Below are 16,245 nucleotides of genomic sequence, written 5' to 3' on the forward strand. Positions count from 1 at the left end.
CGCAGGCCACGCCCCTCTTGCGGCCACGCCCAGGAACCCGGAAGCTCTGCCCTTCAGTTTTTTTTCGGAGAGACCCCGCCTTGGATTGGCAGACCCTGCTCAACCGCGAACGCCTCGGAAAGCCAGTGCACAGCCCGGAAGAACTCGGCCGTAGCCCTTTCCATAAAGACCATGACCGCATCATCTTCTCCGGCGCCTTCCGCCGCCTGGGGCGCAAGACCCAGGTGCACCCGGTGTCCAGCAACGACCATATCCACACTCGCCTGACCCACTCCCTGGAAGTCAGTTGCGTCGGGCGCTCCCTGGGCATGCGCGTCGGCGAGACCCTGCGCGGCGCCCTGCCCGACTGGTGCGACCCCAGCGACCTGGGGATGATCGTGCAGTCGGCCTGCCTGGCTCACGACATCGGCAACCCGCCCTTCGGCCATTCTGGCGAAGACGCCATCCGCCACTGGTTCCAGCAGGCCGCCGGGCGTGGCTGGCTGGACGCGATGAGCGAGGCCGAACGCCAGGACTTCCTCAATTTCGAAGGCAATGCCCAGGGTTTCCGGGTCCTGACCCAGCTTGAATATCATCAGTTCGATGGCGGCACCCGGCTGACCTACGCCACCCTCGGCACCTACCTCAAGTACCCCTGGACCGCGCGCCACGCCGATTCCCTGGGCTACAAGAAGCACAAGTTCGGCTGCTACCAGAGCGAATTGCCGCTGCTGGAACAGATCGCCCACAAGCTGGGCCTGCCGCAGCTGGAGGAACAGCGCTGGGCCCGGCATCCGCTGGTGTATCTGATGGAAGCGGCGGACGACATCTGCTACGCCCTGATCGACCTGGAAGACGGCCTGGAGATGGACCTATTGGAGTACGCCGAAGTCGAGTCCCTGCTGTTGGGGCTGGTGGGCGACGACCTGCCGGAAACCTATCGCCAGCTGGGCCCGGGGGATTCGCGCCGGCGGCGCCTGGCGATCCTGCGGGGCAAGGCCATCGAGCACCTGACCAACGCCGCCGCCCGGGCCTTTGTCGAACAGCAGGACGCCCTGCTGGCCGGCACCCTGCACGGCGATCTGGTGGAGCACATGCATGGCCCGGCCAAGCGTTGTGTGCTCAATGCCAAGGACGTGGCGCGGCGCAAGATCTTCCAGGACAAGCGCAAGACCCTGCACGAGATCGGCGCCTACACCACCCTGGAAATTCTCCTGAACTCGTTTTGCGGTGCGGCATTGGAGCAGCACGGCGGCAAGACCCCGTCGTTCAAGAACCGGCGGATTCTCGATCTGCTGGGCAATAACGCACCGGACCCGAACTGGCCGCTGCACACCTCGTTCCTGCGCATGATCGATTTCATCGCCGGCATGACCGACAGCTACGCCAGTGAAATGGCTCGGGAAATGACCGGACGCTCAAGTCCGCAATGACCCTCGTTCATCAAGTGCCTGGCCGCTGCGCCAGGCACTTGATATGACCTGCAACATCCAATCAACAACTAAGGGATTCCCCTAGCCCGGCCGCCGCAACAGCAGCCGACAAACTCCGGATATACGCCAGTACAAGGGGAAAAACACTCGGCGCTACGGGCATTTCATTCAAGAGTCCGACTCTAAGGCATTCCCCGACCAACATGACTTCAATTAACGAACAACACGATTAGAGCAACTACTCAGATAGAAAGAGCAACTAGCCGTAAACACTTGGTGTGCGGGGCGCAGATATTGCGCTGCTTTCACAAATTCGAACACCTGTTCTTGATTCAACCAAACATCCTACCTTTGCAGATTCTCACGAACTCCCTGAACCCCTTGCCAATCAAGGCCGCCAGGAATTTTTGTTAGCCTTCTATGCATTTACAATTTACGTACAAATCGAGTTTTTAGTTTCGGATAGTCTCGATTTCAACAAGATATTTCCCCGCTGACCGCCCTCGGAAAAATTAATTTCACACTGCGCTGTAACGTTTGCACTGCAACTCACTCAACCCTTTTGTCATACCTGATTTTAGATTGAAGCACCCGGCTCTCACTCAGGAATTGTCACTCGCGAGCACTTGAACATAGGCCAACGATATAGCAATCGACGGCACCTCATATTCACCGTGCAGAACTTAAAGCGACGTCACTAGTTGAGCCTCAACGATCGGCTTTTCTGTTGTTCGTCACTTGGTCTTTTTACAGTAAGGATGCCAAGTGCCCTATTCATCACGCACCGACCGCTCCCTTCTTGCCCACTCCGGCAGCTGGTGCCTGGGACTGGTACTGGGTCTGAGTTGCCTGGCCCCGGCCTTGGCCGACGATCTGCAACCGGGTCAGGAAGCCCTGCGCCTGCAGCAGCAACAGCAACGGGACCTGCAACAGTTGCAACTGGAGCAGCGCCAGCGGCAGATGCAGCGCGGCAGCTTCAGCAGCACCCCGGCCACGCCCAACCTGCCGGAGCAGACCGCCAGCGACAGCCGCTGCTGGCCCTTAAGCGGCACCCGCATCGGCGGTGTCAGCCTGTTCGGCAAAACCCGGCTCAACGACGCCATCAAGCCGTACGTAGCGCCGTGCATGGGGGTCAATCAGATCAACCAGTTGCTGGCGGCCATCACTCGCCTCTATGTCGAGGCCGGCTACATTGCCAGCCGCCCGTACCTGGCCAGCACCCCGGCCGCCGGGCACAGCCTGGATATCCTGGTGGAGGAAGGCTACGTCGAAGCCATCGAACTGGCCGACCAGAGCCTGCCGGTGTCCCTGGGCGGGGCCTTCCCCGGCATGCTCGGCAAGCCGCTGAACCTGCGGGACCTGGAACAGGGCCTGGACCAGTTGAACCGCCTGCGCTCCCTGGACCTGACTGCCGACATCGCCCCCGGCAGCCAGCCCGGCGCCTCGCGGATCATCCTGCGTTCGCGCAGCAGCGCCGCGCGCTGGGGCCTCGGCCTGGGTGTGGATAACCTCGGCAGCGCCGGCACCGGGCGTGACCGCCAGTCGATCAACCTCAACCTCGACAGCCCGTTGCAGATCAACGACGCGCTGAACCTGAACTACAGCGACACCCTCAACCACGGCCCGCGCTACAGCCGCAGCAGCAGCCTGTTCTACTCGGTGCCCTACGGTTACTGGACCTACAGCCTGTTCGCCAGCCACGCCGAATACCGCGCCCCGCTGAAGCTGGCCCGCACCACCCTGTACAACAGCGGCCGCACCGACATGGTCAGCGGCCGCGCCGACCGGGTGCTGTGGCGCGATCAGAGCCACCAGCTCAGCGCCAACCTGCAACTGGCCTACAAGGACGTGGACAGCTACCTGCAAAAAGCCCACCTGCAGATCCAGAGCCCGACCCTGACCGTGGCCGAGGCCGGGCTCAACCTGTTCTGGCTCAACAGCGCGGTATGGAACCTGGATGTCAATTACGCCCAGGGCCTGACCTGGTTCGGCGCCGACCGTGACTCGCAGCAGGTGCAACGCAACCTGCCCCAGGCGCAGTTCCGCAAGTACCGCGCCGGCCTCAGCCAGTGGCGCAACGGCCAGCTGGGCGAGCAGCGCTGGCAGTGGCAGAGCCAGCTCTCGGCCCAATACAGCCCGGACCCGCTGCCGGCCATCGAACAACTGCTGGGCACCGATGACTCGGCCGTGCGCGGCTACCGCGTCAACAGTGCCTCCGGCGCCATCGGCGCGGTGTGGCGCAACACGCTGCGTCTGCCGCTCAACAGCGACCTGCCGGTCAAGATCACCCCACGCCTGGGCCTGGACAACGGCTGGATCAAGGCTGAGCACGGCGCCCAGAGCCGCCATCTCGGCGGTGCCAGCCTGGGCCTCAACCTGGCCTGGAAAAACCTCCAGGTCGACCTGGATTACCAACGCAGCCTCACCAACCCGCAGGGCTTTCGCACAGAACCGGAAGTCTGGCTGGCCAGGTTCAGCCTGCAGATTTGATCAACCGCCGATTAGCCTGAAACACCCGATGAACCTGAGCACAACGCGCCGTTGCACCCAAGAAAGCAACGCCCGGCTCACCCACTCTGCACGAGGTTCTCATGCCTGACAACACTCATAGATTCAACCTTTCACCCCAAGGCACATTGCGCTGGACCATCGCCGGCCTGCTGCTGGTGTCCCATCTGCCCCTGGCCCTGGCCGGCGGAATCACCGTGGTCGAAGGCCCCGGCGGCACCCCGCAACTGCAAAACCAGGGCGGCGTGCCCATCGTCAACATCGTCGCGCCCAATGCCGGAGGCCTGTCCCATAACCAGTTCCTGGACTACAACGTCGGGCAACAAGGCGTGGTCTTGAACAACGCCCTGCAGGCCGGGCAGTCGCAACTGGCCGGACAACTGGCGGCCAACGCGCAACTCCAGGGCCAGGCGGCCAGCGTGATCCTCAACGAGGTGATCAGCCGCAACGCCTCGCAACTCAATGGCGCCCAGGAAATCTTCGGCCGCGCCGCCGACTTCGTGCTGGCCAACCCCAACGGCATCTCGGTCAATGGTGGCAGCTTCATCAACACCCCCAATGCCAGCCTGGTGGTGGGTCGCCCGGAACTCCAGGACGGCAAGCTGCAGGGACTCAACACCCAGGACGCTCGGGGCCAGTTGGATATCCACGGCGGCGGTCTGCGCAATGCCGAAGGCTCGATCAACCTGATCGCCCCACGCATCGACAGCAAGGGCAGCCTCGCCGCCCGGGACCAGTTGAACGTGACCGTGGGCCGCAATCAGCTCGACTACCCCAGCGGCAAGGTGCTGAAGGTCGACCCGAGCAGCCACACCCAGGACCAGCGCATCGATGCCAGCCTGTTCGGTGCCATGCAGGCCGGGCGGATCAACATCGTCAGCACCGCTGAAGGTGCCGGAGTCCGGGTGGGCGCCGTCCAGGTGGATGGCCGCGACGGAGTCAAGCTGAGCTCCGCCGGTGATCTGGACATCCGCGGCGAGGCCGTGGCCAACAGCCTCGACGCCACGCGCGCCGGCGTCCGCAGCCAGGGCGATATCGAACTCCACGGTGCCAAGGACCTGACCCTGGCCGCCACCGACGTCAGCGGCCGCAACGTCAAGCTCGATGCCGGGCGCAACCTGACCCTGAGCAGCATCGAAAGCCGCAAGCTCCAGGAAAAACGCCAACAGTGGGACAAGAGCACCATCGGCATCACCTGGGAGACCTACGACGCTACCCAGACCGATAGCGAAACACGCCAGCACGGTAACAAGGTGCTGGCCCAGCATGACGCCGAGCTGAAATCCGGCGCCAATACCCGGATCCAGGGCAGCAGCGTCGAAGCCGGCAATCGCCTGAGTGCCCGCAGCGGCGGCGACCTGCAACTGACTGCCGCCACCGAAACCCAGACCCAGCGCGACCAGGGCCAGCACCGCAAGCACCTGTGGAAAGAAAACTGGGACAACGCCAGCAGCCAGCAGCGCAGCGTCACCAGCCAGCTCAAGAGCGGCAAGCAACTGCAACTCGACAGCCAGCAGAATCTGCGCCTTGAGGGCGCCGAACTGCACAGCCAGGGCGACATCCAACTGGCCGCCAAGGACGTCGACATCAACAGCGCCAGCCGCCGGCAGAGCCAAAGCAACCAGCATTACTCCGGTGACCTGGTGGGCGGTGGTTTCTTCGGCAAGAACGCCGACGGCGACCAGGGCAAGACCGAGAACCAGGGCAGCAAGGTCATCGCCGACGGCAAGCTGATCGTGCGCGCCGACAGCGTACGCATCAGCGGCAGCCAGGCCCGGGGCGGCACCCAGGCCAGCGTTATCAGCGACAAGGGTTCATTGACCATCGACGGCGTGCAGGACACTTCTCACCGCAACAGCCACAGCAAGGACAGCAAGTTCTTCGGCATCACCAAGGATGAGAGCCGTCAGCAGCACAAGGACAGCACCACCGTCAGCAGCCAGGTGCGCTCGGACAGCAACCTCAAGTTGCAAAGTGCCGAGGACCTGACCATCAGCGGCTCCCAGGTGACCGCTGCGGGAGCACTGGACGCCAGCGCCAAGGGCACCGTCAAGGTCGCGGCCGCCGCAGACACCCAGCACGACAGCAGCAGCACCCAGAAGCGCGGCTTCGACGCCTACGCCAAGGAAAACGCCCCGGGCACCAGCCAGTACCGGGCCGGGGTGCGCTACCAGGATGAGCAGCGCAACGACAGCAGCGACAGCACCCGGCAACAGGCCTCCAGCCTCACTGGCGGCACCCTGGCGGTCACCGCCGGCGAGGACCTCAAGGTGCAAGGCAGCGACCTTGCGGCCACGGCCGGCGATGCCAGCCTGAGCGGCAAGAATGTGCAGTTGCTGGCGGCGGACAACACCACCGACAAGCACAGCGACAGCACCACCACCGGTGGCGGCTTCTACTACACCGGCGGCCTCGACCGCGCCGGCAATGGCCTGGAAGTGGCCCACACCAGCAGCCAGGACAGCAGCAGCAAGAGCACTGCCCAGACCAGCAACATCGCCGCCAGCGGCAACCTGACCATCAATGCCGGCAACCGCCTCACCACCGAAGGCGCCCAGGTCAAGGCCGGCGGTGCATTGCAGGTCAATGCAGCCGAGATCGACAACCAGGCCGCACACAACCGCGAAAGCAGCAGCCACAAGGAGAACAACTGGGCGGTGGATGTCGGCGCCAACGTCGAATACAAGGGCGTCACCCGCCCCATCGAAAAAGCCATCCAGGGTGTGGCCCAGCGCAAGTTCCACCAGCCTGGGGTACTCGATGCCCTGGAACAGCCCAATGTCGGGCTCGATGTGGATGTCAGCCACCAGAACCGCCAACGCAGCGAAAACGCCAGCACCGCCGTGGTCAGCCAGTTGAGCGGCGCCCAGGTCGCGGTCAAGGCCGATGGGCAACTCAAGGACCAGGGCACCCAGTACCGCGCCACCGACGGCGCCGTGCAGATCAGCGCCGGCAGCCTGGTGGCCAGTGCCGCCAGCGATACCCACAGCAGCAGCGAACAGGCCGTGGACGCCAAGGCCGGCGTACGGGTCTACACCAACACCGGTGAAGACCTGAACATCCGTGGCAGCGGTGCCGGTGGCAGCAGCAACGTCACCAGCAGCTCCGAGAAGGCCCAGGTCGGCAGCTACGCCGGCAGCCAGGGCGTGGACATCAAGGTCGGTGGCGATGCCAGCTTCGAAGGCAGCCAGTTCAATGGCGGCCTGGGCGGCGTCAACATCAAGACTGACGGCAAGCTGGCACTCAATCAGGCCAATGATCGCCAGAGCAGCAGCAACTCCAGCCTGCGTGGCGATGCCTCCCTGACCCTGGGCACCACTCCAGGTAGCAGCGGCACCAACCTCAACGTCGGCGCCGGATTGCAACTGGATCACAAGAGCCTCGAGCAGCAGGACAGCCAGGCGCGGGTCGCCAGCATCCAGGGCCAGGGGCCGGTCAACCTCAAGAGTGCAAGCGACCTGACGCTGCAAGGCACACAGATCGGCAACGCCGCGCGTCCGGCCGGCGATATCACCCTGGACGCTGGCGGCAAGCTCGACCTGCAAGCCGCGGTGGACACCCACCACAGCCAGGGCAGCAACCTCGGTGGCGGCCTCACGGCCGGTGGCAGCAAGACCAGCAGCGAGCAGAGCAGCGGCAAGAGCGTCAACCTCAGCGCCAACTTCAACATCGGCCGGGTCAATGAAAACGACCAGAGCCAGCGCGGCGCCCAGCTCTACAGCCAGGGCCAGGTACGCCTGGCCAGCGCAGCCGAGGGCGACAGCGCCATTCACCTGCAAGGCACGCGCATCGACGCCGCCAAGGTGGTGCTGGATGCGGCCCAGGGCGGCATCTACCAGGAGTCGGCGCAGTCCACCCAGGCCCACAACAACTGGGGCCTGACCCTGGGCGCCGGTGGCAGCATGGGCAAGACCACCCTGGCCGACGCCAGTGAGCACGACTCGCCGAAAGTCGATCGCGGGATCAATGCCCGGGCCAAGATCGACGTCGATCAGCGCCAGAACACGACTCAGCACAACAGCCTGATCAAGGCCGATCAGGTGACCCTCAACAGTGCCGGCAACGTGCATCTGGCCGGCGCCAACATCGACGCGCAACGCCTCGACGGTGCCATCGGTGGCAACCTCGACATCGAAAGCCGCCAGGATCGGCTGCGCAGCACCCAGGTCAATATCGACGCCAAGCTGGAAGTGGCGAAGAACCAGCCGGGGCTGGTGGACAAGCTGGCCAAGCCGGCCGGTCCGCTCAAGGACGACCTGAAGGCCAAGGCCGAGAAAGGTTTCGACAAACACCGCGAGAAGCTGGAAAACGCCGTCGACAAAGGGGTGGAAAAGGTCAGCTCGGCCAAGGACAGCGTGGTCGCCAAGGCCAGCGAAGCCAAGGAGCGCCTGGGGGAGAAACTCAGCCGCAGTGGCAGCTACGACGTCAACCCCGAACCACGCGGCGCTATTGGCAACGGCGTGGACAAGGCCAAGAACTACCTGGCCGACAAGGCCGACGCCGTGGGCAATCGTCTCTCCAGCCTGAAAGAGCGCTTCTGGCCAAAAACCAGCGACAGCTATTCGGTCAGCGAGAAGAACACCGCCGGCAGCAAAGTGGCCAATACCGCTGAAGGCGTGCTGTTTGGCGACAAGAGCGGTCAGACCTCCTATACCCCGACCTTGAACCTGAACGTCAGCCACGAGAGCAAGAACCGCGTGGAACAGGCCTCGGGGATCAGTACCCAGCAGGGCGTCAACCTGAAGGTCAGCGGCGAAACCCAGCTCACCGGTGCGCGCATCGGGGCCAGCGAGGGTCGCGTCGAACTGGGAGGTTCCAAGGTCAGCAAAACCGACCTGGCCGGCTCGGAACTGCGCGTGGACGTCGGCGCCAACCTGTCCAAGTCACCGGTCAACATTGCCACGGGCAGCGTGGCCGAATTGACCCGCAAACAGGATGACGCCACCCAGAAGGACCAGTTGTTCAACCTCGGCCCGCTGCGTGTCGGCGCCCACAGTGACAGCCAGCTGCTGCAAGCCGGTATCGATCAGAAAGCGCCATGAGGCTCAGGCCGCCCTCCTCCCGGGGGGCGGCCTGCGATGGCATTCGCCAGCGACTTTTTACCGCCGTAGCCGGCGGCCCGATGCAGGTCAATCCCGCTTTAACTTCCCTTCTATGCCAACTGGCTGTAATACCTCCCCTTATTCGCTGTAGGACCCGTCTTAGATTGGGTTTTTCCACACTTTCACAGCTACTTCCATTCCATCAGCTGGGCTACTGTTCGAACTTCCATTTATCGGTAGGAGACCAGTATGGGCACAGTACTTATCGTTGATGATCACCCTGTCATACGCATGGCCATTCGTATTCTGCTGGAACACGAGGGTTATAGAGTCTTCGGGGAAACCGATAATGGAGTCGATGCCTTGCAAATGGTTCGTGAAGGCGAACCGGACCTGGTCATACTCGATATCTGCATCCCAAAACTCGACGGGTTGGAGCTGCTGGAACGCTTGAGCAACATGCCCAGGCCCTTGCGAATCCTGGTCCTCACCGCCCAGTCGGCGGCCTTGTTCGCCAATCGCTGCATGCGCGCCGGGGCCAGCGGCTATGTCTGCAAACAGGAAGACCTGAGTGAATTGCTCAGCGCCATCAAGGCCATCTGCAGTGGCTACAACTACTTTCCCAGCCAGGCGCTGCAAGTTGATCGAAGTGCTCTTGGTGAAACTTTGGAGTTGGCGCAATTCAACTCGTTGAATGATCGGGAGTTGATGGTTCTGAAGCTTTTTGCAATGGGCCAAACCAATAAGGAAATTGCCACGGGCATGTTTCTCAGCAACAAGACTGTCAGTACTTACAAGAAGCGCATCATGCAAAAACTCGCCACCACCTCCATGAATGAACTGGTGGACATGGCCAAGCGCAATGAACTGATATGAAGCGCCAGCTCCTCATGCCCTGGCCCCGTCGAGCGCCGCGGCGATGATCGAGGTCCTGCTCTCGCCATCCGGCGTTATCACGCTGCTGGTCCTGCTGCTGGCGTCATGGCTGAACCAGGCGCGACTCTACCGACAACGGCACAGTCTTCGGCAGCAATCCGGGAGGCTGGAACAATCGGTGGCGGCACTGGAAACCGGCAAGCGCCAAGCCGAAGAAGCCAACCGGTGCAAAATCCAGTTCCTGGGCTGCATGAGCCATGAAATCCGTACTCCGCTGAACGCCTTCATCGGCCTGCTGGAACTGATCCTGCAACGAACCAGGGACCATCCACAAAACCACGCCTCCCTGGAACTGGCCCTGGGCGCCGCCAGGGATTTGCGCGAGTTGCTCGGGGACCTGCTGGACATCAGCCGGCTCGAATCCGGCCACCTGCAACTGAACCCGACTTGGAGCAACCTGCGGGGCAGCGTCGACGGGGTGATGGGGGTGTTCCAGGCGTTGGCCCGGCAGAAGAACCTGGACCTCAGCCTTGAGTTCAAGGCCCCTGAGCCAGAGCCCCTGGTGCTGCTTGACACCCTGCGTTTCAAGCAGGTGCTGGCAAATCTGCTGAGCAACGCAATCAAGTTCACCCACCAGGGTACGGTCCTGGTCAGATTGCAACTGCAACCCACGATGCGTAAGGGGCACTACAAGCTGCTACTGCAGGTGCTGGACACCGGCATAGGCATGCCCCGGGAGGAGCGGCAACGACTGTTGCAACCCTTTGCCCAGGTTGACCCGCACAGCCAGTCGCCACGGGACAGTACCGGGCTCGGGCTGCCCATCAGCCATCAGCTGTGCCAGCAGATGGGGGGCAAGCTGAGCCTGCACGGGCGCCGCGGCCCCGGCAGCGAAGTCCGGGTGGAGTTGCCCCTGGCCGGGCGGGAGGGGGCAGCCCGGGCCAGCCCGGCCCCTGTACCCCAGGCCAACCGCCTGCCTCTGGACATCCTGCTGGCGGACGACCACCGCGCCAGCCTGACACTGCTGCAGGAACAACTGGAGTACCTCGGGCACCGGGTCACCTGCGTGGGGGATGGGGTGCAGGCCTACGAGCAATGGCAAGAAGGTGATTTCGACTTGCTGATCGTCGATTGCAACATGCCCTTGATGAACGGCTATCAACTGGCCGAGACCATCCGCCGACATGAAGCGCTGCAGCAACGGCCGCCGGTGACACTCCTCGGTTGCAGCGCCAGCGACGATACCCAGACGATCCAGCGCTGCATGAATGCCGGCATGCACGACTGCCTGCTCAAACCCCTGGATCTGAACCTGCTGAGCCAGACACTGGAGACACTCAAGGCGCTGCCCAGGGCGGACAGCTTCAGCATATCGACCCTGCGCACCCTGACCCGCAACCAGCCACTGCTTGCCCTGCGCATGCTCAAGGCCCTCCTGCAGTGCTGTCGCGAGGACCGCCTCGCCCTGGGACTGATTCCGGCCGGCGATTCCCAAGCGTTGGCAGCCTTGGCACACAAGATCAAGGGTTCGGCGAAAATGCTCGGTGCTACCTCTTTGCTGGCCTGTTGCGAAGCCCTGGAGCGGGTCTGTCAGGACAACGCCGGGATCGAGGCCTGTCGCGCCGCAAGCAACGCCCTGGACCGGGCCCTGCTGCGCTTTACCCAATCCCTGCTGCAGCATCTGGACCAGCACCGGCAACGGACACCGACTGCCACCTGCCCCGCCGTGGCCCCGGAGGCTTCGGACCTTGCGGATCACCGATGATCAAGCCTCTTGCCAGGTATATATCAAAAGGCCAGTATTTCAGCGCAGTAGTCCACCTCCATGGGGTCCATGCCCATGGACTTCCCGACATCCTCAATCCCCAGGCAAAGCCAAGGCAGAGAATACCGGCCTTAACTATGCTTGGTTCCTGAGCCATGCCTGATGTGCCCTTGGAGAGAATTGGAATGCCGAGCACGCCACAACCGACACAACGCCGCTTTCCTCTTCATATCCATATCAGCGTGATGTTCACCCTGCTGCTGCTCCTGACTGGCGTGGTACTGGGCATCTACAACTACCAACAGACCACCCGCATCATCCTGGGCAGCAGTGAAAAACTCTTCCAGCGCATCGAACAGGATGTGCGCAGCGACCTGAAATCCACCTATGACCCCATACGCCACCTGCTCAGCCTGCTGGCGGACAACCCGGCAGCCCAGGCTTCCAACCTGGAACAGCGTCTGGCGCTGCTCAAGCCGTTCAGCCAGTCGTTGCAGGACAACCCGAACCTGGCCTCGCTGTACCTGGGATATGCCAATGGCGACTTCTTCATGGTGCGTCCGCTGCGCAACGCCGAGATCAAGGACAAGCGCCATGCCCCGCCGGACAGCGCCTACGAAATCTGGAGCATCGAGCGCAATGCCAGCAACGGCCAGGTTCACTCACAGTCGCTGTTCTATGACGCCGGGTTGTCCCTGATCGACCGTCGGCACCACGCCGACGAGCGCTACGACCCAAGAACCCGTGACTGGTTCTCCAGCGCCCGGGGCGATGCCGACCAGATCACCACCCGGCCCTATGTGTTTTATTCCACCCTCAACGTCGGCACCACCCTGGCCCGGCGCAGCGGCAGAATGGCAGTGATCGGTGCCGATCTGACCCTCGAACAACTGTCATCGACCCTGGCCAAGAACCGGGTCACACCGGCCACCGAGGTGGCACTGCTGGATGACCAGGGCAACGTCGTGGCCTACCCCGACAGCCACAAGCTGCTGCTGGAACAGCGCAGCGCGCGCCTGATCAAGGGCAATGACCTGAACCCGATGCTCGATGCCCTGTTGCAGGGACAGACCGTTGACGGTCACTTGCAGGCCCTGGGACGCAACTGGATAGTCGCCAGCAGCCATATCGCCGAAGGCGGGCCCGGCGGACTGCGACTGGCATTGCTGGTGCCCGAGGACGAACTGCTGGTCGATGCCTACCGCCTGCGCTGGCAAGGGGCCTTGATCACGCTGACCACCCTGCTGCTGTGCCTGCCCCTGGGCTGGCTGATCTCGCGCATTCTGGTGCGGCCACTGCACGCTCTGGTGCAGGAAGCGGACGCCATCCGCAGCTTCAATTTCGATTACCCGGTGTCGCGGCGCTCACCTGTGCTGGAGGTGGACCAACTGAGCCTGTCCATGGCCCGGATGAAAGATACCCTGGCCAGTTTTTTCGAGATCAACGCCAGCCTGTCCGCCGAAACCCGCTTCGATCCCCTGCTGCAACGGGTGCTGTTCGAGACCGTGAAGATCGCCCAGGCCCAGGCCGGGCTGATCTACCTCACGGAAAGCAAGGGTTCGCGCCTGCAACCCTATGGCCTGATCATCGATGGACAACTCCAGGACCTGCAGCGCTTCGATATCGCCACCAAAGACCTGACGGACCCGAGGCTCCCGGACTGGCTGCATCAATTGACCGACAACGACAACGTGGTCACTACCCTGGGCTTCGAACAGGCCGGCAGCCTGCAAAGCGTACTGCTGGCCCTGGACAGTCCCAGCTCCCATCTGGTGGGCATCCGCTTGCGCAATCGGCACAACGAAACGGTGGGCATGCTCCTACTGTTTCTGGTGGACAGCGGCACCGAGGCAGACCTGGAAAAACTCAGCCCGGACCGTATCGCCTTTATCCAGGCGGTGTCCGCCACTGCCGCGCTGTGCATCGAGAGCCAGCGCCTGCAGAACAAGCAAAAGCATCTGCTGGACGCCTTTATCCAGTTGCTGGCCGGGGCCATCGATGCCAAGAGTCCCTACACCGGCGGCCACTGCCAGCGCGTGCCGGCCCTGACCCTGATGCTGGCCGAAGCCGCTGCCGCCAGCCAGGACCCGAGGTTCGCCGCCTATCAACCCAGCGACGACGAGTGGGAAGCCTTGCATATCGCCGCCTGGCTGCATGACTGCGGCAAGGTCACGACCCCGGAATACGTGGTGGACAAAGCCACCAAGCTGGAAACCCTGAATGACCGGATTCATGAAATCCGCACCCGCTTCGAAGTGCTCAAGCGCGATGCCTGGATCGACTACTGGCGGGCCGTGGCCGAAGGGGCCGAGGCCACCGCCCAGGCCGCCGAGCGCGACGAGCACCTGCGGGCCCTGGACGAGGATTTCGCTTTTGTCGCGCACTGCAATCTGGGGGCCGAGTTCATGGCCGAGGCCGACCAGCAGCGCCTGCAGATCATCGCCCAGCGCACCTGGAGCCGGACCCTGGACGATCGCCTGGGGGTTTCCTGGGAAGAGCTGCAGCGTCAGAACCGCACCCCGGCGCCCAGCCTGCCGGTGCAGGAGCATCTGCTGGCGGACAAGCCGGAACACCTGCTGGAACGCAGCGCCGTGGAGATCATGACCGCGGACAATCCCTGGGGCTTCAAGCTCCAGGTGCCAGCTCACAAGTACAACCGTGGCGAGCTGTACAACCTGAGCATCCCCCGAGGCACACTGACCGCCGAGGAGCGCTATGTGATCAATCACCACATCGTGCAGACCATCATCATGCTCAACCACCTGCCCTTTCCCAGCCACTTGCAGAACGTGGCGGAGATCGCCGGCGGCCATCACGAGAAAATGGACGGCAGCGGCTACCCCAAACAGCTCAAGCGTGAACAGATGAGCCTGCCGGCGCGGATGATGGCGATTGCCGATATCTTCGAGGCACTGACCGCGGCAGACCGCCCCTACAAGAAGGGCAAGACCCTCAGCGAAGCGCTGAACATCATGGCCATGATGTGCCGCGACGCCCACATCGATCCCGAATTGTTCGAGCTGTTTCTTCAGGAGCAGATCTATCAGCGCTACGCCGAGCGCTTCCTGGTGCCACAGCAGATCGATGCCGTGGATCGTGACGCTCTGTTGAAAAAGGCAGGGTTGACCGCCTGATGGCGGTCAGCAGTCACTCAGGCGCAGGAAGATCGCCGCCAGTTGTTCGATCCCGGCCTGGTCCGCCGGGCTGAAGCGGGCCAGCTTCGGGCTGTCCAGGTCGAGCACGCCGATCAACCGGCCGTCCTTGACCAGGGGCACCACCAGCTCGCTGTTGGACGCGCTGTCACAGGCGATGTGTCCGGCAAAGGCATGCACATCCTCTACCCGTTGAGTCTGCAGGGTGGCCGCGGCGGTGCCGCAAACGCCACGACCGAAGGGTATCCGCACGCAGGCGATCTGGCCCTGGAACGGGCCGAGCACCAATTCCTGGTTGCGATTGAGGTAGAAGCCGGCCCAGTTCAGGTCATCGAGCTGGCTGAACAGGAACGCCGAGAACTGCGCGGCATTGGCGATGAAGTCACGCTCATCGGCCAACAGCGACTCCATCTGGGCACACAGCAGCCCGTAGCCATCCAGGCCTTGGCCGGCACTTTGCAAATCGATCATGCTTTTTGCTCCAACAACTGCAAGCCCACCCAATAGCGGGCAAATTGATAGGCACATCGGCCGTTGCGGTTGCCCCGGCCCGTGGCCCAGCGTACCGCCAGAATGTCCAGCTCTTCAGTGCGCTGCCAGCTCAAGCCGGCCTTGCGCGCCAGTTCGCCGATCCAGTGTTCCACCACATTGAGAAAGTGTTCCTGAGTGAAGGGATAGAACGAGAGCCACAGGCCGAAGCGGTCCGACAGGGCGATCTTGTCTTCCACCGCTTCGCTGGGGTGCAGCTCGCCGTCGACGCGCTTCCAGTTCTCGTTGTCACTTTCCTTTTCCGGCACCAGGTGCCGGCGGTTCGAGGTGGCGTACAACAGCACGTTTTCCGGAGCCTGCTCCAGGGAACCGTCGAGTACGCTCTTGAGCACCCGGTAGTCGCCCTCGCCGGCCTCGAACGACAGGTCGTCGCAGAACAGCACGAAACGCTGGGGCAGCTTGACCAGTTGCTCCACCACCCGTGGCAGGTCCGCCAGGTGATCACGCTCGATCTCGATCAACCGCAGGCCGCCCTTGGCGTGCTCGGCCAGCAAGGCTCGCACCAGGGAGGATTTACCGGTGCCACGCGAGCCCCAGAGCAAGGCATGGTTGGCCGGCAGGCCGTCAAGAAACTGCTGGGTATTGCGCGCCAACTGCTCGCGCTGCTTGTCGACCCCGATCAGATCGCTCAGGCGCATGTCCAGGCTGACTTCCAGGGGCAGCAGGAAGCCACCGCGGCCTTCACGCTGCCAGCGGGCTGCCAGGCACTGATTCCAGTCGATGCTCTGGCGCAAGGCAGGTAGCAGCGGTTCGATTCGGGCCAGGACGGCATCGGCACGTTCAAGAAATGCATTCAATCGGGCATCCACGACTTTTCCTCAGGCACGTTCAAGGTAATGATGCGTCACACAGACCAAACGCCGTCCTGATCAAAGGGTCTATTGCCTTATCAGCTGCTGCCAGGCCAGGCCGGCAACCAAAGATGATCAGCTATGCTTGCG

General features: G+C 63.0%; 8 protein-coding genes. 6 read left to right on the forward strand and 2 right to left on the reverse strand.

Annotated elements, in window-relative coordinates; all coding sequences use genetic code 11:
- The first annotated feature begins 80 nt into the window (after positions 1 to 80).
- The 6 genes from J5M73_RS03445 to J5M73_RS03470 all read left to right on the forward strand — a co-directional run bounded on the left by J5M73_RS03445 (position 81) and on the right by J5M73_RS03470 (position 14,737).
- Entirely contained in the window at positions 81 to 1,412 is a 1,332-nt protein-coding gene (locus J5M73_RS03445) for a deoxyguanosinetriphosphate triphosphohydrolase (protein ID WP_102860919.1), read from the forward strand.
- An 822-nt stretch (positions 1,413 to 2,234) separates the two neighbouring features.
- Positions 2,235 to 3,902 carry a ShlB/FhaC/HecB family hemolysin secretion/activation protein gene (locus J5M73_RS03450; protein WP_242553952.1) on the forward strand — a complete coding sequence of 556 codons (1,668 nt, stop codon included), beginning with the start codon at positions 2,235 to 2,237 and terminating at the stop codon, positions 3,900 to 3,902.
- Between the two features lie 101 nt (positions 3,903 to 4,003).
- Entirely contained in the window at positions 4,004 to 8,962 is a 4,959-nt protein-coding gene (locus J5M73_RS03455; RefSeq protein ID WP_102860917.1) for a hemagglutinin repeat-containing protein, read from the forward strand.
- Between the two features lie 249 nt (positions 8,963 to 9,211).
- Positions 9,212 to 9,838: a response regulator transcription factor gene (locus J5M73_RS03460; protein ID WP_102860916.1), complete on the forward strand. Its 627-nt coding sequence runs from the start codon at positions 9,212 to 9,214 to the stop codon at positions 9,836 to 9,838.
- A 43-nt stretch (positions 9,839 to 9,881) separates the two neighbouring features.
- The gene (locus tag J5M73_RS03465) at positions 9,882 to 11,603 is read left to right on the forward strand and encodes a response regulator (RefSeq protein WP_207815048.1); all 1,722 of its coding nucleotides are present in this window, start codon (positions 9,882 to 9,884) and stop codon (positions 11,601 to 11,603) included.
- A 185-nt stretch (positions 11,604 to 11,788) separates the two neighbouring features.
- A complete protein-coding gene (locus J5M73_RS03470) occupies positions 11,789 to 14,737 on the forward strand; it encodes an HD domain-containing phosphohydrolase (RefSeq protein WP_207166337.1) in 2,949 nt (982 codons plus the stop codon).
- 6 nt (positions 14,738 to 14,743) lie between these two features.
- Here the strand turns inward: J5M73_RS03470 and J5M73_RS03475 are convergent, their stop codons facing one another.
- Both J5M73_RS03475 and J5M73_RS03480 read right to left on the reverse strand, forming a co-directional pair.
- Complete coding sequence (locus J5M73_RS03475; protein WP_207815050.1) at positions 14,744 to 15,226, reverse strand: GAF domain-containing protein; 483 nt, start codon at positions 15,224 to 15,226, stop codon at positions 14,744 to 14,746.
- Positions 15,223 to 16,113: an ATP-binding protein gene (locus tag J5M73_RS03480; RefSeq protein WP_102860913.1), complete on the reverse strand. Its 891-nt coding sequence runs from the start codon at positions 16,111 to 16,113 to the stop codon at positions 15,223 to 15,225. Before J5M73_RS03480 ends, J5M73_RS03475 begins: the two co-directional genes overlap by 4 nt.
- Positions 16,114 to 16,245: the final 132 nt, after the last annotated feature.

Origin of the sequence: Pseudomonas sp. 50_B (assembly GCF_017491625.1) — a bacterium.
Classification (GTDB): Bacteria; Pseudomonadota; Gammaproteobacteria; order Pseudomonadales; family Pseudomonadaceae; genus Aquipseudomonas; species Aquipseudomonas danubii.